General features: G+C 65.2%; 18 protein-coding genes. 16 read left to right on the top strand and 2 right to left on the bottom strand.

Annotated features, from left to right (window positions below; all coding sequences use genetic code 11):
• The first annotated feature begins 45 nt into the window (after positions 1–45).
• Positions 46–366, top strand: coding sequence for a helix-turn-helix domain-containing protein (locus tag ACVI1L_RS37480; protein WP_028343385.1), 321 nt, complete (start codon positions 46–48; stop codon positions 364–366).
• A gap of 774 nt (positions 367–1,140) precedes the next feature.
• Here the strand turns inward: ACVI1L_RS37480 and ACVI1L_RS37475 are convergent.
• Complete coding sequence (locus ACVI1L_RS37475; RefSeq protein ID WP_168857468.1) at positions 1,141–1,668, bottom strand: DUF6428 family protein; 528 nt, start codon at positions 1,666–1,668, stop codon at positions 1,141–1,143.
• A gap of 49 nt (positions 1,669–1,717) precedes the next feature.
• Between ACVI1L_RS37475 and ACVI1L_RS37470 the strand changes: the two genes are divergently transcribed.
• From ACVI1L_RS37470 to ACVI1L_RS37455, 4 genes are read left to right on the top strand one after another with little or no spacing between them, the layout of a single operon-like run.
• The gene (locus ACVI1L_RS37470) at positions 1,718–2,077 is read left to right on the top strand and encodes an ArsR/SmtB family transcription factor (RefSeq protein ID WP_057020839.1); all 360 of its coding nucleotides are present in this window, start codon (positions 1,718–1,720) and stop codon (positions 2,075–2,077) included.
• Positions 2,077–2,763, top strand: coding sequence for an aquaporin (locus tag ACVI1L_RS37465; RefSeq protein ID WP_456785657.1), 687 nt, complete (start codon positions 2,077–2,079; stop codon positions 2,761–2,763). The genes ACVI1L_RS37470 and ACVI1L_RS37465 overlap by 1 nt, the downstream gene beginning before the upstream one ends.
• On the top strand, positions 2,760–3,182 hold the full coding sequence (gene arsC / locus ACVI1L_RS37460; protein WP_456785132.1) for an arsenate reductase (glutaredoxin): 423 nt from the start codon (positions 2,760–2,762) through the stop codon (positions 3,180–3,182). Before ACVI1L_RS37465 ends, arsC begins: the two co-directional genes overlap by 4 nt.
• Positions 3,179–4,345 (top strand): MFS transporter, encoded by a 1,167-nt coding sequence (locus tag ACVI1L_RS37455; protein ID WP_229192864.1) that lies wholly within the window; start codon positions 3,179–3,181, stop codon positions 4,343–4,345. Before arsC ends, ACVI1L_RS37455 begins: the two co-directional genes overlap by 4 nt.
• On the opposite strand, the gene ACVI1L_RS37450 is transcribed toward ACVI1L_RS37455, so the two are convergent.
• The gene (locus tag ACVI1L_RS37450) at positions 4,314–5,222 is read right to left on the bottom strand and encodes a LysR substrate-binding domain-containing protein (protein WP_057020835.1); all 909 of its coding nucleotides are present in this window, start codon (positions 5,220–5,222) and stop codon (positions 4,314–4,316) included. The two genes, ACVI1L_RS37455 and ACVI1L_RS37450, sit on opposite strands and share 32 nt — an antisense overlap.
• 80 nt (positions 5,223–5,302) lie before the next feature.
• On the opposite strand from ACVI1L_RS37450, the gene psrA reads away from it, so the two are divergent.
• From psrA to ACVI1L_RS37395, 11 genes are all read left to right on the top strand, one after another.
• Positions 5,303–6,433, top strand: a complete 1,131-nt coding sequence (gene psrA / locus ACVI1L_RS37445) for an iron-containing alcohol dehydrogenase PsrA (RefSeq protein ID WP_057020834.1) — start codon at positions 5,303–5,305, stop codon at positions 6,431–6,433.
• Positions 6,434–6,458: 25 nt separating this feature from the next.
• On the top strand, positions 6,459–7,706 hold the full coding sequence (gene phnA / locus ACVI1L_RS37440; RefSeq protein ID WP_371852169.1) for a phosphonoacetate hydrolase: 1,248 nt from the start codon (positions 6,459–6,461) through the stop codon (positions 7,704–7,706).
• 26 nt (positions 7,707–7,732) lie between these two features.
• Positions 7,733–9,181, top strand: a complete 1,449-nt coding sequence (gene phnY / locus ACVI1L_RS37435; RefSeq protein WP_316395077.1) for a phosphonoacetaldehyde dehydrogenase — start codon at positions 7,733–7,735, stop codon at positions 9,179–9,181.
• Between the two features lie 86 nt (positions 9,182–9,267).
• Positions 9,268–10,584 (top strand): MFS transporter, encoded by a 1,317-nt coding sequence (locus ACVI1L_RS37430; protein WP_141342698.1) that lies wholly within the window; start codon positions 9,268–9,270, stop codon positions 10,582–10,584.
• Between the two features lie 441 nt (positions 10,585–11,025).
• The gene (locus tag ACVI1L_RS37425; RefSeq protein WP_057020831.1) at positions 11,026–12,330 is read left to right on the top strand and encodes an MFS transporter; all 1,305 of its coding nucleotides are present in this window, start codon (positions 11,026–11,028) and stop codon (positions 12,328–12,330) included.
• A 52-nt stretch (positions 12,331–12,382) separates the two neighbouring features.
• The gene (locus ACVI1L_RS37420) at positions 12,383–13,159 is read left to right on the top strand and encodes a maleate cis-trans isomerase family protein (protein ID WP_076834556.1); all 777 of its coding nucleotides are present in this window, start codon (positions 12,383–12,385) and stop codon (positions 13,157–13,159) included.
• Positions 13,160–13,174: 15 nt separating this feature from the next.
• Positions 13,175–13,981 carry a GntR family transcriptional regulator gene (locus ACVI1L_RS37415; RefSeq protein WP_316395074.1) on the top strand — a complete coding sequence of 269 codons (807 nt, stop codon included), beginning with the start codon at positions 13,175–13,177 and terminating at the stop codon, positions 13,979–13,981.
• Positions 13,978–14,742: an aspartate/glutamate racemase family protein gene (locus tag ACVI1L_RS37410; RefSeq protein WP_057020829.1), complete on the top strand. Its 765-nt coding sequence runs from the start codon at positions 13,978–13,980 to the stop codon at positions 14,740–14,742. The genes ACVI1L_RS37415 and ACVI1L_RS37410 overlap by 4 nt, the downstream gene beginning before the upstream one ends.
• Positions 14,742–16,154: a dihydropyrimidinase gene (gene hydA / locus ACVI1L_RS37405; RefSeq protein ID WP_456785131.1), complete on the top strand. Its 1,413-nt coding sequence runs from the start codon at positions 14,742–14,744 to the stop codon at positions 16,152–16,154. The genes ACVI1L_RS37410 and hydA overlap by 1 nt, the downstream gene beginning before the upstream one ends.
• Positions 16,155–16,195: 41 nt before the next feature.
• Positions 16,196–17,080, top strand: a complete 885-nt coding sequence (locus ACVI1L_RS37400; RefSeq protein WP_141342702.1) for an alpha/beta fold hydrolase — start codon at positions 16,196–16,198, stop codon at positions 17,078–17,080.
• Between the two features lie 474 nt (positions 17,081–17,554).
• Positions 17,555–19,201: a phospholipase C gene (locus ACVI1L_RS37395; RefSeq protein WP_256521415.1), complete on the top strand. Its 1,647-nt coding sequence runs from the start codon at positions 17,555–17,557 to the stop codon at positions 19,199–19,201.
• Positions 19,202–19,251 lie beyond the last annotated feature (50 nt).

The raw sequence follows: 19,251 nt of genomic DNA, 5'->3' as shown, positions 1-19,251 counted from the left end.
CATCGATGATGCCGCTATCTCCAAGCGGCCATCACGGGGGCCATCATGCAGCGGTTGCGGCTCAAGGCGGACGGACGGATCGTCGAATTGCGCGACGGGCAGGAAATCCCGCTCGTGCCCGCACATCCCGACCAGGCGGCGATGCAGCCTGCGGCAGCGCAGCCGGCCGTACGCGATCTGCGCCGCCGGGCCCAGCTCACCCAGCTCGAATTCGCCGCCAAGCTCGGCGTGCCGGTGGAAACCATCCGCAACTGGGAGCAGGGCAAGCGCGCGCCGCGCGGACCCGCCCGCGCGTTGCTCGCCGTGATCGCCCATTCGCCGGAGACGGTGTTCGCCGCGCTGTCGAGCGAGCCGACGGCGGCTTGAGCGGGTAGGGCGCGCTCTATCATCGCTGCAATCTCGGTGTCGTCCCTGCCTAGTGCGCAATTGCGCACGGGAGCAGGGACCCATACTCCGCGGCCCGTGTTGTGAACGGGACTCGTTCGTTCGACCGTCCCGCAACAATGCCGATCTGTGGTTATGGGTCCCTGCTTTCGCAGGGACGACAGCGAGCGTGTTGCGCGAGCTGTGAATCAAGCTTCCGCGTCCTCGCGACATGATCTGCCCGAGCTTTGCTTTTTGTTCCGCCCTCTCTTGAACAGAGGGCGCAGGGAAAGCCGGGTGCCGATCGCACCCATGGGCCCCGAGCAAAAGGTAGAAAGCTCGGGGGTAGGACCACAGGTGTAACCGGAAACAACCCGGCTTTCCCTGCGCGATGGGTTACGGCTTATACGTGCTCTCCCCGGCGAGACTGGGCTTTTTTGTCGCCGCCCTCGCAAACGCTTGCGCACTTTGCGAGAGGACACCTGCCGCTAGGGCGTCAGGCCTGCACGATTTCGCCGTCCGCATCATGCGCACTCGTCAGTTGCGCTTGCCGCGTCCACCGCATCTCACCGCAACACTCCTGACGATGCGCAGCGCCCCTCGATCGGGTGAGACGGGTTATTCATACATTGAGTTGTCCTTCGGATAAAGCGAAATATTTTTGCTCCGAGGGCTTGACCCGTCGGGCAACTCAGTGATCGGCAATTTCCGGGCAGCCTTGGCCGCGAGCGCCAATCCGCGTGACACGTCTGGCCATATCAGGCGTTCAAGCATCCATCACCCGCAGCACGGCTGTTTGGTTTTCGGTGCGCAGCAGAACTGCTGGTCCTGGAGCCATCGGTCGCGCGGCTTGCAGCTCGACGGGCGCGCCGAGAGATGGACGCGGATCGCAGCGTCGCCGGTCTCCATGCGTTCCGCGCGATAGATCTGCATCGGCCGAACACCGTCGCTCACCTCGAACGTCAGCCTGGCTTGCGGGTCGAAGCCGACCGCCTCGTCGACCTTGCGGATGATCGCAAGAAATTTTCCGGCCGGCATGTGACCGCGGTTTTCCTCTTCGATGTCCCAGAGCTGAATGAAGGTCTCGCTCCAGCTCTCCGGGTTCGCGCCGCAATCGAGCGCCCTGAACGAACCGGTCTTGACTTCGGTCACGTGGTAGCTCGGGCGGACGTCCCGGCCGTCGTAGCTGAAGATCAGCGGTTTCTCCTTGTGCGCCTCAAGGCCGGAAAGGAGGGCCGCGGATGACAGCTCTTCCACCGGAAGCAGGGCGCCGACGATCGAACGGGTATTGGCAAGCGTGTCCATGGCTGCTATCCTCATTTCAACGATTGTTGAATTGTAGGATTATCGAAAGATGGAGGAGCGTCAAGCCCGAACCGCCTTCGCCGCGTTGTCGCAGGAAACGCGGCTGCGGATCGTGCGGCTGCTGGTCCAGGCGGGTCCCGAGGGGATGGCCGCGGGGGCGATTGCGGAGGCGGTCGAGGTGTCGCCATCCAACGTGTCGTTCCATCTGAAGGACCTCGAGCACGCCGGCATGATCGTGCCGCGCCGCGAGGCGCGCTCGATCATCTACTCGGCGGATTTCACCGGTTTGCGTGACCTCATCGCCTTCCTGATGAAGGATTGCTGCGCGGGCCACCCGGAGATCTGCGCGCCGGCGCTCGCCGCCGCCCAGTGCAAGCCTTCCACCAGCAAGAAGAAGGCGCGTGCGTGATGCGCGATTTCGATCTGCCACGGCGCCTTGTGGCGGAATGTCTCGGCACGTTGCTTCTGGTCGCGACCGTCGTCGGCTCCGGCATCATGGCAGAAACCCTGACCAAGGACGTGGCGCTGGCGCTGCTCGGCAATACGCTGCCGACCGGTGCCATGCTGGTGGTGCTGATCACGATCCTTGAACCGATATCCGGCGCGCATTTCAATCCGGCGGTGACGCTGGTGTTCACGCTCAAGGGCGAGCTCCGCCCGCCGCACGCCGCGCAGTACGTCGCGGCGCAGGTGCTCGGGGGAATCCTGGGTGCGATGGTCGCGCATGCCATGTTCGGCCTGCCGCTCCTGGTGTTCTCCGCCAAGGCGAGGACCGGGTTCCCGCAGTGGTTTGCGGAATTCGTTGCCGCGTTCGGACTGGTCGCAACGATCATCGGTGGCGTGCGGTTTCGCGAGGCCGCTATCCCATGGCTGGTCGGGCTCTACATCACCGCCGCCTACTGGTTCACCGCCTCCACGTCTTTCGCCAACCCGGCCGTTGCCATCGCGCGATCATTCACCGATACGTTTTCCGGTATCCGCGCGCAGGACCTGCCGGGATTCATCGTCGCCGAGATTCTGGGGGCGATGGCCGCGCTGGCGCTGATGACGTGGCTCCTGCGGCAGAGCGAAACGAAGATGGAAGCAATCCGATGACGATCACGATTTACCACAATCCCGCTTGCGGGACGTCGCGCAACGCGCTGGCCATGATCCGCCAAAGCGGGGAGGAGCCGGAGATCGTCGAGTATCTCAAGACGCCGCCCGCGCGCGACACGCTGATCGCGCTGATCAAGGCCATGGGCATGACGCCCCGCGCGCTGCTCCGCGAGAAAGGCACGCCTTATGCAGCGCTCGACCTTGCCAATCCGAAATGGAGCGACGACGAGTTGATCGATTTCATGATCGCGCATCCGATCCTGATCAATCGGCCGATCGTGGTCTCGCCGAACGGCGTGAAACTGTGCCGGCCGTCCGAGGCTGTGCTTGAACTTCTCGCCACTGGCATTGGCCAATTCGTCAAGGAGGACGGAGAAGTGGTCCCGCCCAGGACGCCGGGTGCGCGCGCCGGATGAGCCGCCGTGCAGACAACGTCCTGATCGTTGCGCTCGGGACCACGCAAACCCTTGCCTGGGCGGCGAGCTATTATCTGCCCGCCATCCTCGCGGATCCGATCGCGCGGGACCTCGGTATCTCGACGAACTGGCTGTTCGCCGCGTTCTCGATGGCGCTCGTGATCTCCGGGCTGCTCGGCCCGCGCGTCGGCCGCCAGATCGACCGAATGGGCGGACGCGAAGTGCTCTGCGCGTCCAACCTCATCCTGGCGTCGGGGCTGATCCTGCTCGGGCTGTCGCAGGGCGGCGTGCTGATGGCGGTGAGCTGGCTATTGCTCGGCGTCGGCATGGGCCTTGGCCTGTATGATGCCGCCTTCGCGGCGCTCGGGCGCATTTACGGCAACGCCGCCCGTCGCTCCATCACCGGCATTACATTGATCGCGGGCTTTGCCAGCACGATCGGCTGGCCGCTGAGTGCGTGGGGGCTCGCAACCATCGGCTGGCGCTGGACCTGTTTCGGCTGGGCTGCGGCGCACATCCTGATCTGTTTGCCGCTCAACGGCCTCCTGATCCCCAAGCTGAAACGGGAGCATCGGATCGCGGCCGACACGCCGAAGCCGCACATCGCCATCGACCGCGCGATGGTGTTACTCGCCTTTGCCTTCGCCGCCGCCTGGAGCGTGACGTCGGCGATGGCGGTTCATCTGCCGCGAATTCTGGAGTCGCTCGGTGCGACGCAGGCGCAGGCGATCGCGGCGGGCGCACTGATCGGCCCGGCTCAGGTGGCGGCGCGCATTGTCGAAGCGAGCCTGCTGAAGCGCTTCCACCCGCTCTGGTCGGCGCGCCTGGCCTGCATCACACATCCCTTGGGCGCCTGCGTCATCGGCCTGTTCGGCGGTGGCTTCGCGGGGGTGTTCGCGCTGTTGCACGGTGCAGGGAATGGAATCCTGACGATCGCGCGCGGCACGCTGCCGCTGGCGATATTCGGTCCGAAAGATTACGGCTACCGCCTGGGACTGCTCGGCGCGCCGTCGCGACTGTCTCAAGCCCTCGCGCCCCTCATATTCGGATTCCTGATCTCGCCGCTCGGTGGCTACACGCTTGCGGTCACATCGGCTCTGAGCTTGGCCGCGCTGCTGGCGCTGTTCGCACTCAAGGCCGGGCCGAAGACCCCCTCGCGGTAGCATCACGCCCCTTCATCCGCCGGACCGTGTCGATGAACGCCTTGATGATCGGGGAATGGCCGCGTCCGCTGTGATGCGCGATGCTGTACTGGGTCTTGATGGTGCGGTCGCTGATCTCCAGCGCGCGCAGATTGGGATGCGGCACGAATTCGAAGTCGGCGACGACGCTAATGCCCAGGCCGCGCTCGACCGCCTTCCACACACCCTCGCGGCTCTCGATCTCGAACACCGGTTCGATCCTGATGCCCTCGGCCTGCATCGTCGCCTCGAACGCGCGCCGCGTGGTCGAGCCGCGCTCGCGCAGCACGATGGGCTGGTCGGCCAGCTCGCGCAGCCTGACCGACTTGCGCTTGAACCAGGGATGGTCGCGGTTGACGAACACGATCACGCGGTGCGTGCGGTAGGGGATCATGGTGACGCGCGGATCCTCCGGCACCTCCGCCAGGATCGCGACGTCGGCCTCGAAGTCGACGATGTGGCGGAAGGTGCGTTCGGAATTGCCGAGCAGGGTCGAGATCTGCACCTCCGGATGATCGCGCTTGAACGCCGCGATGATCTCGGTGGCATGAAACGGCCCGACGGTCGCGACCCGCAGATGGCCCTTGGTCGCCTTGCCGTGCGCGGCCAGGAGGTCGTGAGCCTCGTCGCAGAACGTCATGATGCCGCGGGTGATCTCGAACAGCGCGGCGCCGGCCTCGGTGAGCTCGGTATGCCGCGGCTTCCGAATCAAAAGCTCGACGCCGTAGCTCTCCTCCAGCTCCTTGACCTGGATGGTCAATGTCGGCTGGCCGACGTTGAGCACGCGCGAGGCCGCGGTGAAGCCGCCATGGGTGGCGACCGCGTGGAAGGCGCGAAGCTGGCTGAACACTATTGACATAATCAATAGAACGCATCCGTAGAATGAATTTGTCAATAGCAGCCGGCGCCGTACCTTCGCGCCAAACGGAGGACGCGCGGATGGACTGGACTTATTCCAACCCGGTGAGGATCGAATTCGGAGCCGACAGCTTCGACAAGCTGCCGGGGCTGATCGGCAAGCGCGCCTACGCGCTCGTGACCTATGGCGAGCCGATCTTCGACGAGCTCGAGCGGCGGCTGCGCGCCGCGGCGGGACCGTCTGTCCTGACCATTCGCGACGTCGCGCCCAATCCGGACTACCGCCTGCTTACCGAGCAGACCGCGCGCTTTGCCGGGCTCGCGAGGCAGCCCGAGGTGATCGTCGCGCTCGGCGGCGGCTCGGTGATCGACTCCGCCAAGGTGTTCGCGGCCGCCGGCGGCGACTTCGCGACCGTCAAAACCTATCTGGAGACGCAGCAGGGCGCCGAGCGCCTCGCGGCGATCCCGATCATCGCGGTGCCGACCACCGCGGGCACCGGCAGCGAGGTGACCTGCTGGGGCACGGTGTGGGACGAGGCCAACGGCAAGAAATACTCGCTGGCGCGTCCGTCGCTCTATCCGACCCATGCCGTGATCGATCCGCGCCTGATGCTCGGCAAGCCGCAGCTTCTGACCGTCAGCACCGGGCTCGACGCGCTGTCACATGCGCTGGAGAGCATCTGGAACGTCAACAACAATCCGGTGTCGGCCAACCACGCGGTGGCCGCGGCACGCAGCATCCTCGAGGTGCTGCCGAAGCTCGCCAACGACCTCGGCAATCTCGAGCTGCGCAGCCGCATGGCGCAGGCGGCGCTGTTCGCGGGCCTGGCATTCTCCAACACCAAGACCGCGATCGCGCATTCGCTGTCCTATCCGATTACGCTGCGGCACGGCGTCCAGCACGGCATCGCCTGCTCGTTCTCGCTGCCGATGGTGCTGCGCAGCGTCAAAGGGGCGGGCGGGCTCTGCGAGGACAGCTTGAGGCAGATCTTCGGCGCCGACCTGGCCCGCGCGGCCGACGATCTCGAGGACTTCATGGCGCGGCTCGGCATCTCCTGCAATCCGGCCGCCTACAGGATCGAGCGCGCCGAATGGCACGCGCTGATCGCGGACTCGCTGGAGGGCGAGCGCGGCCGCAACTTCTTAGGGTCGAAGGAACGGCTGATCGAGGCAGCGCAGACGCAGCGGATGCCGAGCGCGGCGAACGCGTGACGACGGCGCAGTGACGAGGAGAGGCATCATGCAAGACAATCGTAAAACCATCACCGTGAACGGGCGCGATTACGAGGCGCCGACGCGGCCAACCGTCGTGATTTGCCTCGACGGTTCGGAGCCCGGCTATATCGAGCGGGCGATCGAGGCCGGCGTCGCGCCGACCTTCGCGCGCTTCATGAAGGAGGGCGCGCACGTCCATGCCGCCAGCGTGATCCCGAGCTTCACCAATCCGAACAACCTCTCGATCATCACCGGACGTCCGCCCGCGGTGCACGGCATCGCCGGCAACTACTTCTACGACACGGCGAACAACGCCGAAGTCATGATGAACGATCCGAAGTTCCTGCGCGCACCGACCATCCTCGCCGGTGTCCACGACGCCGGCTACAAGGTTGCCGCCGTCACCGCCAAGGACAAGCTGCGCACCTTGCTTGCGTACGGTCTGGACTATTCCAGCGGCCGCGCCATCGCCTTCTCGTCCGAGAAGGCCGACCAGGCCACCAGGGCCGCCAACGGCATCGATGACGTGCTCGATTTCGTCGGCCTGCCGCTGCCCGAGGTCTACTCGGCCGATCTGTCGCGCTTCGTGTTCGCGGCCGGCGTCAAGCTGGTCGAGCGTTACCGTCCCGATCTGATGTACCTGTCGACCACCGACTACATCCAGCACAAGGTCGGGCTCGGCACCAAGATCGCCAACGACTTCTACGCGATGATCGACGGCTATCTTGCGAAGCTGGATGCGCTCGGCTGCAACATCGTGGCGACCGCCGACCACGGCATGAACGACAAGTTCCTGCCCGACGGCAAGCCCGACGTGATCTACCTCCAGGACGTCATGGACGACTGGACCGGTACGGGCGCCGCACGCGTGATCCTGCCGATCACCGATCCCTATGTCGCCCATCACGGCTCGCTCGGCTCGTTCGCGACCATCTACACGCCGGAGGGCGCCAACGTCGATACGCTGCTGTCGCGGCTGCGTGCGACCGGCGGCATCGAGGTCGCGCTGACGCGCAAGGAGGCCTGCGCCAGGTTCGAGCTGCCGCCGGACCGGATCGGCGACATCGTCGTGATCTCGACCAGGCACAAGGTGCTGGGCACCAGCGAGTCCCGTCACGATCTCTCGGGCCTGACCGAGCCGCTGCGCTCGCATGGCGGGCTCACCGAGGAGCGGGTGCCGCTGATCGCCAACCGCAGGATCGCGCTGCCCGCCGGTCACGCCCTGCGCAATTTCGACGCCTTCGACGTCGCGCTCAACCGCATCCAGTGACGCATTCGGACCCCAAGGACAGTGCCATGAACATCCAGAGCCCGGCCGTTCGCCACGAGCAGATGCGGATCGCAGGCAGCCTCGTCGACACCGACGAGCATGTCGAGGTCTTCAATCCCTATACCAACAAGGTGGTTGGCACCGTGCCGGCGGCGCGGCCGGAGCATGTGCGCAGCGCCTTCGCCAGGGCAGCCGCGTTCAAGCCGAAGCTGACGCGCTACGAGCGCCAGCGCATCCTGCTGCGCACCGCCGAGATCCTGGCCGGGCGCAAGGAGGAATTCGCGCGGCTCATCACCGCCGAGTCCGGCCTGTGCTGGAAGGATTCGCTCTACGAGGCCGGGCGCGCCTACGACGTCTATTCCTTTGCCGGCCAGCTCGCGATCAAGGATGACGGCGAGACGTTCTCCTGCGACATCAGCCCGCAGGGCAAGGCGCGCAAGATCTTCACGACGCGCACCCCGCTGCTCGGCGCGATCTCGGCGATCACGCCGTTCAACCATCCGCTCAACATGGTGAGTCACAAGATCGCCCCCGCAATCGCGACCAACAACCGCGTGGTGCTGAAACCCACCGAGCTGACGCCGTTGACCGCGCTCGCGCTCGCCGACGTGCTGTACGAGGCCGGGCTGCCGCCGGAAATGCTGTCGGTGGTGACCGGCAATCCGCATTCGATGGGCGATGCGATGATCACCGATCCGGACGCCGATCTCGTCACCTTCACCGGCTCGGTCAGGGTCGGCAAGCACATCGCCAATAAAGCGGGCTACAAGCGGCTGGTGCTCGAGCTCGGCGGCAACGATCCGCTGATCGTGATGGAGGACGCCGACCTCGACAAGGCGGCCGAGCTCGCGGTGACCGGCGCCACCAAGAATTCCGGCCAGCGCTGCACGGCCGTGAAACGTATCCTCTGCGTCGAGGCGGTCGCCGACGATTTCGCCGCGCTGGTGCTGACGAAGGCACGCAAGCTGAAATGCGGCGACCCGATGGACCCGACGGTCGACGTCGGCACCGTGATCCATGAGGGCGCGGCGAAGGAATTCGAGCGCCGCGTCAATGCCGCCGTCGCCGACGGCGCCGAGCTGCTGCACGGCAACGCTCGCGACGGCGCGCTCTATCCGCCGACCGTGGTCGACCGGATTCCCTACACCAGCGAGCTGGTGATGCAGGAGACGTTCGGGCCTGTGATCCCGATCATCCGCGTGCCCAACGACATCGACAGCGTGATCCGGATCTCGAACGCGACCGCGTTCGGCCTGTCGTCCGGCGTCTGCACCAACCGGCTCGACTACATTACGCGGTTCGTCAACGAGCTCGATGTCGGCACCGTCAACATCTGGGAAGTGCCGGGCTACCGGATCGAGATGTCGCCGTTCGGCGGGATCAAGGATTCCGGCCTCGGCTACAAGGAAGGCGTGCAGGAGGCGATCAAGAGCTTCACCAACGTCAAGACCTATTCGCTGCCCTGGCCGGTCTAGAGCAGCGCGTTCGACGAGGGCCGCACGCGGACAACAAGAACAACGCGGCGGCCGACTGCGATCAACCAAACAAAGGGGAGGCCTTAATGTCGATCACGTTCAGTCCGTCGGGCGTCGGCTCGGTCGGAGTCCAGAATCCGGAGCTTGCGACATCGTTCCGCCGCGCGCAGTGGCGGATGCTGTTCGCGGCGATGTTCTGCTATCTGTTCTTCTACACCGGGCGGCAAACCTTCGGCTTCGCCATTCCCGGCATCCAGGCCGAATTCGGCGTCACCAAGGAGGCGCTGGGCTGGGCCAGCGCGGCGCTGCTCTGGTGTTACGCGGTCGGGCAGGCCATCAACGGCAATCTCGGCGACAAGTTCGGCGGCCGCCGCGTGATGAGCGCCGGCGCGATCCTCTCCTTCATCATGAATTGGGCCACCAGCCTGTCGACCGGGATCGTCAGCCTCACCGCGTTCTGGGGCATCAACGGCTATTTCCAGTCGATGGGCTGGGCGCCGGGCAGCCGGCTGCTGTCGAACTGGTGGGGCCGCCACGAGCGCGGCACGGTCTACGGGCTCTATACATTCGCGGCGGGGCTTGCCTCGGTGCTGTCGTTCGTCACCTCGCTGGTCGTGGTCGGCTACTTCCAGCTCGACTGGCGCTGGATCTTCCGCATTCCGGTAGTGCTGCTGCTGCTCGGCGGCATCGCGTTCTATCTGATCGCGCGCGAGAAGCCCGAGGACATGGGCTTTGCCTCGCCCCATGACGAGGCCGACGATGTCGCCTCTGCGGAAACTGCGGTCAGCGCCGATGAGGGCTCGCTGGCGCGCTACAAGGCGGTGCTGTCGAACTGGCGTCTTTTGGTCGCCGGCGTCGCGATCGGCTTCCAGAACGCGGCGCGTTACGGCCTCTTGGTGTGGGTGCCCGTGCACTTCCTCGGCAGCAACTGGGCCAAGGCCGGCGCCGCCTCGGTGATCGATCCGCGCTGGATCAGCATCGCGCTGCCGGTCGGCATGGCGGTCGGCGCGTTCAGCAATGGCTGGGTCTCGGACAAGGTGTTCGGCTCGCGCCGCTACCTCGCCATCGTGCTCTACATGGCGCTCGCCGCGGTCACCTCGCTGTGCATGTACGCGATCCCGACCTCGGACATCGTTCTCGGGATGACGGTGCTGTTCCTGTGCGGCTTCTTCACCTACGGTCCGCAATCCTCGTTCTGGGCGCTGTGCCCGGATCTGGTCGGCCACAAGCGGGCAGGGACCGCGACCGGGGTGATGAACTTCTTCGCCTATCTGTTCGCAGGTCTCGGCGAGCCGATGATCGGCCACTTCATGGACAAGCATAACCAGACGTCGCTGGTGTTCCTGGTGGTCGCTGTCTGCGCGACCTCCAGCGCGGTGGTGGCGGCCTTCATCCGTCGCTAGCTCACTCACTGCGTCCCGGGCAACGGCCCCGGGGCGCCGCTGTCCGTGCCTACGTAGCCCGGATGAGCGAAGCGATATCCGGGGCTGGTTTTGTCCCCGCATGTCGCTTCGCTCATGCGGGCTACGCTCGTTTTTGCAGTGAGCAGAGCACCGAGGCGGGCGATTTGTTGCAGCGGCGACGCCGGGCCAATTCCCTGCAATCGCCTGCCTCGCGCGGCTGACCTGACGCCCAATTCCTGATCATCGGCTGCTCAATTGAAGCGCAAGATTGATAAAATATCGATTTATATCAATAAGATAAACTAATTTGTATGCAGAATACAAAATGTGCTTGTCCCGTTTGCCGCCTTGAAGCAGACTTCACGCAGGGCAGGAGAGGCCAGCGACCGTCAAGGACGAGGGGCGCGGCAGGGCAAAACAATCTGTCGGGAGGAGCAAGCAATGAGCGATCAGGTGTCCACCATCGCAATGGCAGATGCGGCAAAGCCGAGCGGCGTCCGCTGGAAGATCTTCCTGCTGATGCTGTTCCTGATCTCGATCAACTATATCGATCGCGCCTCGCTCTCGGTCGCAATGCCGGTCATCGCCAAGGAGTTCGATATCGATCCGGCGATGCAGGGGCTGATCCTGAGCTCGTTCTTCTGGACCTATGCGCTGATGCAGGTGCCGGGCGGCATGCTCGCCGATCGCTTCAAGCCGCGCATCGTGATCGCGCTCGCGACGCTGTTCTGGGGCTTCTTCCAGGCGCTGGCGGCGCTGTCCACCAGCTGGATGCTGCTGCTGCTGACCCGGCTCGGGCTCGGCGCGTCGGAAGCGCCGATCTATCCGGCCGGCGGCAAGCTCAACGCGATCTGGATGACGCAGACCGAGCGCGGCCGCGGCGCCACCTTGCTGGACGGCGGCGCGCCGCTTGGTGCGGCGCTCGGCTCGATCGTGATCGCCTGGTTGATGGCGGCGTTCAGCTCCTGGCGCGTCGCCTTCGTCATCGCCGGCGTCGGCACCATGCTGTGCGGGCTGTGGGCCTGGTACTACATCCGCAACGTGCCGCGCGAGCATCCGTCGGTCAATGAAGCCGAGGCGCGCTATCTCGAGGAGGCGCACGCGATCGAGGATGCGGCGACGCCGCCGTCTTCGGGCGCAAGCTGGATGGCGTATTTCCGGTTTCGCTCGGTGTGGTGCATGTGCCTCGGCTGGATGTTCTTCAACACCACGTTCTACGGGCTGCTGACCTGGATGCCGACCTACCTGTTCAAGGTGCACGGCTTCGACATCAAGGCGCTGGGCGGCGCGTCCTTCATCATCTTCTTCGCAGGCTTCGTCGGCGAACTGGTCGGCGGCTGGATCGGCGATAACTGGCGGGAGCGGGGAGGGTCGCCCAACACCGTGTTCCGCACGCTGTTCGGCATCGCGGCGATCATGGCGACGGTGTCGATCTTCCTCGTCGCCTACGTCACCAACGCGGTTGCGGTCGTGGTGCTGCTGTCGACGACGCTGTTCTTCCTGCGCTGGTGCGGCATGTACTGGGCGATTCCGTCGGCGCTGGCGGGCCGCGGCAAGTCCGGCTTCCTCGGCGGCTGCATGAATCTCGGCGGCAACATCGCCGGCATCACGACGCCGCTGATCGTCGGCTTCATCGTGCAGGCCACCGGCTCCTATTTCCTGGCCCTGATGTATTTCGCCGCCGCGGGCATTGCGCTGTTGATCTGCTCGACCCTGATCGATTACAGCCGCAAGCTCCCGGTCTAAAACGGATGCGGCCGAATCCGCCAAGGATTCGGCCGCTTGATGAGGCTCACCAATGACACGTCCCGTCCGGCTCGGCATGCTGACGCCGTCGTCGAATACCGCGCTCGAGCCGATCACCTGCGCGATGCTATCGGGCGTCGACGACGTCTCGGCGCATTTCTCGCGCTTCAAGGTGACCGAGATCGCGCTGTCGGAGCAGGCGCTGCGCCAGTTCGACGCCAGCGAGATTCTTCGCGCGGCCGAGCTGCTGGCGCATGCCAAGGTCGACGTCATCGCCTGGAATGGCACCTCGGCAAGCTGGCTCGGTTTCGACCGCGACGAGAGCCTGTGCGAAGAGATCACGGCGGCAACGGGTATCAAGGCCTGTACCACGGTGCTGGCCTATCGCGACGTGTTGCGGCGGATCGGCGCCAGCCGCATCGGGCTGGTGACGCCGTATCGCAAGGACGTGCAGGAGCGGATCGTCGCCAACTGGAATTCGCAGGGGCTGCACTGTTTTGCCGAGCGGCATCTGTCGCTGCAGGACAATTTCTCCTTTGCCGAGGTCAGCGAGGCCGAGGTCGCGCGGCTGATCGAGGAGGTGGTGCGCGAGGGCTGCGATGCCGCCGTCGTGCTCTGTACCAACATGCGCGGCGCCGGCGCGGCCGAGCGGCTGGAGCGCGGATTTGGCGTCCCGGTGCTGGATTCGATTGCGGTGACACTGTGGGCATGCCTTGCCGCGGCCGGCTGCGATCCGTCGCGCGTGCAGGGCTGGGGCAGCCTGTTCTCGAACCCCGATCTGCGCGCGGCCGCCGCGATCCACGTGGGAGGGCGCGATCTCCAATCATGACAGTGAAGGCAAGCGGTGACTGAACCCAAGGCGACCAGACGTAACAAGGAACCCAAGCGCGCGATGACCGCGCTGCAACGGCGCCGTCTGCGCGTGCCGCGGGTTGGGCTGCACGAGCAGGCGGCGACGCGGCTGCGCACCATGATCGTGCGCGGCGAGCTGGCGCCGGGGCAATCGCTGGGGGAGGCGGACCTGTCCGACGCGCTCGGCGTCTCGCGCACGCCGCTGCGCGAGGCGCTGAAGCAATTGGCGAGCGAGGGCCTGGTCGAGCTGCGGCTCAACCACAGCGCCGTGGTGGCGCCGTTCCGCCGTGCCGAACTCGCCGAACTGTTCGAGGCCGTCAGCGGCATCGAACGCTGCGCCGCCGAGCTCGCTGCGCTGCGCATGGAGCCGGACGACTTCGAACGGCTCGCGGCGCTGCAGGACAAGATCGAATGGCATCACGGCCGCGGCGAGCTGCGCGATTATTTTCAAGTTAATCAGCAGATCCATTCGGCGATCGTCGGCTTCGCCCGCAATGCCGTGTTGAAGGCGACGCACGAGGCGCTGCTGGCGCGGGCCGAGCGGGCGCGCTTCTTCGCGCTGTCGGTGCTCGGCCGCTGGGATGAATCGGTGCAAGAGCATCAGGAGATTTTGTCGGCGCTGAAGGCGCGTGATGCGGCCCGGGCCGGGCAGATACTGGCCCACCACGTGCGCCGCACCGGCGAGATCGTCGCCGAGACGCTGGATGCCAAGGCAATGAACGACAAGGCGGACGACGCCGCGGCACCGGAGGCACCGGCAAGGCCACGCGGCCGCAAGACGAGGGACGTTGCGCCATGAAGATCCTGCTGCTCAATCCCAACACGACGGCTGATGTGACGGATCTGCTCCATGCCGCCGGCAGCAAGGCGGCGTCGGCCGGCACCGAGCTCGTGCCGCTCACCGCCGCGCGCGGCGTGCCTTATATCGCCACCCGCGCCGAGGCCCAGATCGGTGGTGCGATCGCGCTGGAGATGCTGGCTGAAGCCGGCCCCGGCGTCGATGCCGCTGTCATCGCGGCGTTCGGCGATCCCGGCCTGTTCGGCGCGCGTGAGCTGTTCGCCTTCCCCGTCGTGGGATTGGCCGAAGCTGCGATGCTCACGGCCTGTATGCTCGGCCGCCGGTTTGGTATCGTCACCTTCGCCGGCGCGCTGGCGCCCTGGTACGAGGAATGCGTCGCCATGCACGGGCTGAGCTCGCGCTGCGCCGGCATTCGCACGCTTGACGGTCATTTCCAGTCGATCTCGGAGGTGCAGGCCGAGAAGGAGGAGCTGCTGGTCGCGCTCGCCAACCGTGCGGTCGATCAGGACAACGCCGACGTCGTCATTCTGTCGGGCGCACCGCTTGCCGGACTCGCGGCAAAAGTCCGCGACCGCATTCCGGTGCCGGTGGTCGATCCGGTCGCGGCGGCGGTGCGGCAGGCGGAGACGCTCGCCGTGCTCAAGCCGCGCAAGGCGGTGGCCGGCACCTTCCGCCGTCCCGATCCGAAGCCGACGCGCGGGCTGGCCGAGCCACTCGCCGCAATCATCGAACACCGCTCACCGAAGGAGGGAACAAACTGATGTCCTTCGACACCATTATCCGCGGCGGCACCGTGGTGACCGCGGCCGACACCTTCGCCTGCGACGTCGGTATCCGCGGCGGCAAGATCACGGCGCTCGGCCATGATCTCGGCGATGCAGCCACGATCATCGACGCCACCGACCGCCTGGTGCTGCCCGGCGGCATCGACAGCCATGTCCACTTCGCCCAGCCGTCCGGCGACGGCATCGTAATGGCCGATGGTTTTGCCAGCGGCACGCGATCGGCGGCCTTCGGCGGCAACACCACCGTGCTGCCGTTCTGTCTGCAGGAGAAGGGCCAGACCCTGCGCGAGGCGCTGAAGCATTACCATTCGCTGGCCGAAGGCGAGTGCCATGTCGACGTCGCCTTCCATCTCATCCTCACCGATCCGACCGAGCATGTGCTGGGCCAGGAGCTGCCGGCCCTGGTCGAGGACGGCTACACCTCGCTCAAGGTCTTCATGACCTATGAGGGCCTCGCGCTGTCGGACCGGGAGTTGCTCGAGACCATGTCGGTCGCGCGCGAGACCGGCGCCATGCTGATGGTGCATGCGGAGAATTTCGACGCCATCCGCTTCCTGACCGACCGGCTCGAACGGACCGGTAACACCGCGCCGCGCTTCCATGCGACCTCGCGGCCGATCCCGGTCGAGCGCGAGGCCACCCATCGCGCGATCTCGCTGTCCGAGCTCGTCGACGTGCCGATCATGATCGTGCATGTCTCGAACCGCGAGGCGATGGACGAAATCCGGCGCGCGCAGCAAAGGGGCTTGCGGGTCATGGGCGAGACCTGTCCGCAATACCTCATGCTGACCGAAAAGGATCTCGATCAGCTCAACATGGAAGGCGCAAAATACGTCTGCTCGCCCCCGCCGCGCGACGTCGCCAGCCAGCAGGCCTGCTGGGAAGGTCTGCAGCAGAAGGTGTTTTCGGTGTTCTCGTCGGACCATTGTCCGTTCCGTTACGACGACCCGCAGGGCAAGCTTGCGCCGAAGGGACGTACCAGCTTCCGCTGGGTGCCAAACGGAATCCCGGGCGTGGCGACGCGGCTGCCGATCCTGTTCTCCGAAGGCGTGGTGAAGGGGCGGATCGACCTCAACAGCTTCGTCGCCTTCAGCGCCACCAACCATGCCAAGATCTACGGCCTCTATCCGCGCAAGGGTACGATCGCGGTCGGCTCGGATGCCGACATCGCGCTGTGGGACCCGAAGCGCAAGGTGACGATCCGTCACGAGTTGATCCACGACGGCGCGGACTACACGCCCTATGAGGGGCTCGAGGTCACGGGCTGGCCGGTGCTGACCATGGTGCGCGGCAAGGTCGTCGTCGATAACGGTACGCTCATTGGCGGCAAGGACCACGGCACCTATCTGCCCCGCGCCAAGCCGCCGAAGGCCGCGACCATTCCGTAACGCGACCAAATCCGTAACAAGAGAGAAGGCAGGAGATCAACATGCCCTATGCTGTGACAGACGACCGAGTGCGGCTCTATTTCGAGGAGACCGGATCGGGGCATCCGGTGATCCTGGTTCACGAGTTCGCCGGCGACTTGCGCAGCTACGAGCCGCAGATGCGGCACTTCGGCAAGCGCTTCCGGACCATCGCCTACAATGCGCGCGGCTTTCCGCCGTCGGATGTGCCGGAGCAGGTCTCGTCCTATTCGCAGGCGCGCGCCGCCGACGATATCCTGGCGGTGCTCGATCATATCGGCGCGCCGAAGGCGCATATCGTCGGTCTGTCGATGGGCGGCTTTGCGACGCTGCATTTCGGATTACGTCACCCTGATCGGGCGCTGTCGCTATGCATCGGTGGCTGCGGCTACGGCGCCGAGCTCGATAAGCGCGAGACGTTTCGCGCCGAGGCCGACGTGATCGCGGGCATGATCCGCAAGGAGGGCATGCCGACCTTCGCCGAGCGCTACGCCTACGGGCCGACCCGCGTGCAGTACGAGAACAAGGACCCGCGCGGCCATGCCGAGTTCAAGGCCATGCTGGCCGAGCATTCGGCGGTGGGATCGGCCAACACCCAGCAGGGCGTACAGAAGGAGCGCCCTTCGCTCTACACGCTGGTCGACGAGATGAAGCGGATCAAGGTGCCGACGCTGATCATCACCGGCGACGAGGATTGGCCTTGCCTGCTGCCGGGCATCCTGATGAAGCAGAGCATCCCGTCGGCCGCGCTCGCGGTGATGCCGAACTGCGGCCACGCTATCAACATCGAGGAGCCCGACGAATACAACCGGATCGTCGGCGAATTCCTGGCGCAGGTCGAGAGCGGCCGCTGGCCGCAGCGCGATCCGCGCGCGGTCAGTGCTTCGATCACTGGAATGAAGGGGTAGGCTTCACGCCGAGTTGAATCGCGGCCTTCATCCGCCACCAGACCAAGCATCCGCGCTTTTTGGGACACATCCCCGGAAGGCGCGGATTTTTTTCGGGCGTGAGCAAGCCGCGACAGCCGGCGGTGCACAACCTGTTCGCATGATTGCTGACTGCTGCAGTCATCTCCAACGCGATCCGTTCAATTCCATGTCTTGTGACCGAAACCGCGTCCACAGATAGCCGATCGCGTGAGACGGAAGAGGAGGGCGTCTGTCATGCGCGCAAAGATTGGTCCCCCGATATCTGCAACCGATGCGGACATGAGCGCGCATCATCGTTCGTCGCATTCATTCGACCGACACAGCGCTGTCATCGGTGGTGGATAACTTGTCGCAGGTCGACGTCATAAATCCTTAAAAACAAAAAGGGGCACTACGGTGAAAACCAAATTTCTTTCGACGGTCGGAGTCTGTCTGGTTGCTGCCGCTGCGGTGATGTGCAGCGCCGCCGCTCAGGACGACAACAAGGGCAATAACGGCCACGATCATCATCCGCACGACATCCACACCCAAACGCCGATCAAGCATCTCGTCGTCATCTTCAACGAGAACCGCTCGTTCGATCACTACTTCGCAACCTACCCGGTTGCGACCAACCCGACCGGCTCGATTCCGTTCACGGCGAAGCCGCATACGCCGAAGGTCAACAATCTCGCCAGCGCCAATCTGTTGACCAATAACCCGAACACCAATCCGGCCAACGGCACCGGCGCAACCAATCCGTTCCGCCTCGACCGCACCCAGGCCAACACCAAGTCGCAGAACCACGCCTACACGCCCGAGCAGCAGGCAGTCGACAACGGCAAGGAAGACCTGTTTCCGAAATTCACCGGTCGCGGCACCGCCGGCGGCGTCGGCGCGTTCGGTACCAACGGGCAGGTGATGGGCTATTTCGACGGCAACACCGTCACCGCGTTCTGGAATTATGCCCAGAACTTCGCGATGAGCGACAACAGCTGGACCGACACCTTTGGTCCGTCGACGCCCGGCGCGCTCGAGGTGATCTCCGGCCAGACCAACGGCGCGCAGAACATCGTCGGCTCGTCATCTTCGATCGCCGACGGCCAGGGCGGCCTGACGCTGATCGGTGATACCGACCCTGCCTACGATGCCTGCTCTAGCACGACCAGCCAGGTCCTGATGACCAGCAAGAACATCGGCGACCTGCTCAATGCCGAGCAGATTAGCTGGGGCAGCTTCATGGGCGGCTTCGACCTGACGCTCAAGAACAGCAACGGCACCACCAACTGCGGCCGCAGCACGTTCTCGAGCAACGTCAACGGCACCGTCGTGGACTACATCCCGCACCACGCCTGGTTCCAGTACTACAAGTCGACCGCCAACCCGAGCCATGCGCGGCCGAGCTCGGTGAATGCGGTCGGACACACCTATGTGCCCGGCAGCAAGACGCTCGATCCGGCCAATCACGCCTACGATCTCGAGGACTTCTATGCTTCGGTGAAGGCCGGCAACTTCCCGGCCGTCTCCTACATCAAGATGCCGGCCTATCAGGACGGTCATCCCGGCAACTCCGATCCGCTCGATGAGCAGGCCGGCAATGTCGAGTTGATCAACTTCCTGCAGAAGCAGAAGGAGTGGGGCGAGACCGCCGTCATCATCACCTATGACGACTCCGACGGCTGGTACGACCACCAGTACCTTGCACCGATCAGCGCCTCGTATGATCCCACCGCCGACCAGGTCAACGGTCCCGGCCAGTGCGGTCGCGGTATCGGCAGGCAGACGCCGCCGAACGGCCTCAACGGCCAGCCGGTAAACGGCCGCTGCGGTCCCGGTACGCGTGTCCCGTTCCTGGTGATCTCGCCCTTCGCCAAGCGGAATTACGTCAGCCACACCCGCATCTCGCAGGCTTCCGTCGTTCGCTTCATCGAGGACAACTGGCTGCACGGCCAGCGTCTCGGCGGCGGCTCGTTCGACGACAACGTCGAATCGATCGCCGACATGTTCGACTTCGAGCGCGGCCACGGCCAGGACCACGAGTACCGGCAGGACACGCTGTTTCTCGATCCGACCGCCGGCACCGTCATCGTCAGCGCGCCGGACGATCACCATCACCACTAACGCCCTTCGGTTCTGATCCAATCAGAACCGAAGCTCTGCCCTGACGCGTT

This window comes from Bradyrhizobium sp. USDA 4516 (assembly GCF_054055915.1).
This window is presented reverse-complemented; position numbering and strand designations above follow the sequence as displayed.

What these genes read in the sequence shown, in the direction of transcription:
- ACVI1L_RS37425 (WP_057020831.1), top strand. Translation starts at nt 11,026, where the DNA reads ATGAGCGATCAGGTGTCCACCATCGCAATGGCAGATGCGGCAAAGCCG.
- phnY (WP_316395077.1), top strand. Translation starts at nt 7,733, where the DNA reads ATGAACATCCAGAGCCCGGCCGTTCGCCACGAGCAGATGCGGATCGCA.
- ACVI1L_RS37450 (WP_057020835.1), bottom strand. Translation starts at nt 5,222, where the DNA reads ATGTCAATAGTGTTCAGCCAGCTTCGCGCCTTCCACGCGGTCGCCACC.
- ACVI1L_RS37410 (WP_057020829.1), top strand. Translation starts at nt 13,978, where the DNA reads ATGAAGATCCTGCTGCTCAATCCCAACACGACGGCTGATGTGACGGAT.
- ACVI1L_RS37480 (WP_028343385.1), top strand. Translation starts at nt 46, where the DNA reads ATGCAGCGGTTGCGGCTCAAGGCGGACGGACGGATCGTCGAATTGCGC.
- ACVI1L_RS37420 (WP_076834556.1), top strand. Translation starts at nt 12,383, where the DNA reads ATGACACGTCCCGTCCGGCTCGGCATGCTGACGCCGTCGTCGAATACC.
- ACVI1L_RS37475 (WP_168857468.1), bottom strand. Translation starts at nt 1,668, where the DNA reads ATGGACACGCTTGCCAATACCCGTTCGATCGTCGGCGCCCTGCTTCCG.
- hydA (WP_456785131.1), top strand. Translation starts at nt 14,742, where the DNA reads ATGTCCTTCGACACCATTATCCGCGGCGGCACCGTGGTGACCGCGGCC.
- psrA (WP_057020834.1), top strand. Translation starts at nt 5,303, where the DNA reads ATGGACTGGACTTATTCCAACCCGGTGAGGATCGAATTCGGAGCCGAC.
- ACVI1L_RS37470 (WP_057020839.1), top strand. Translation starts at nt 1,718, where the DNA reads ATGGAGGAGCGTCAAGCCCGAACCGCCTTCGCCGCGTTGTCGCAGGAA.
- ACVI1L_RS37455 (WP_229192864.1), top strand. Translation starts at nt 3,179, where the DNA reads ATGAGCCGCCGTGCAGACAACGTCCTGATCGTTGCGCTCGGGACCACG.
- ACVI1L_RS37400 (WP_141342702.1), top strand. Translation starts at nt 16,196, where the DNA reads ATGCCCTATGCTGTGACAGACGACCGAGTGCGGCTCTATTTCGAGGAG.
- ACVI1L_RS37395 (WP_256521415.1), top strand. Translation starts at nt 17,555, where the DNA reads ATGTGCAGCGCCGCCGCTCAGGACGACAACAAGGGCAATAACGGCCAC.
- ACVI1L_RS37430 (WP_141342698.1), top strand. Translation starts at nt 9,268, where the DNA reads ATGTCGATCACGTTCAGTCCGTCGGGCGTCGGCTCGGTCGGAGTCCAG.
- arsC (WP_456785132.1), top strand. Translation starts at nt 2,760, where the DNA reads ATGACGATCACGATTTACCACAATCCCGCTTGCGGGACGTCGCGCAAC.
- ACVI1L_RS37465 (WP_456785657.1), top strand. Translation starts at nt 2,077, where the DNA reads ATGCGCGATTTCGATCTGCCACGGCGCCTTGTGGCGGAATGTCTCGGC.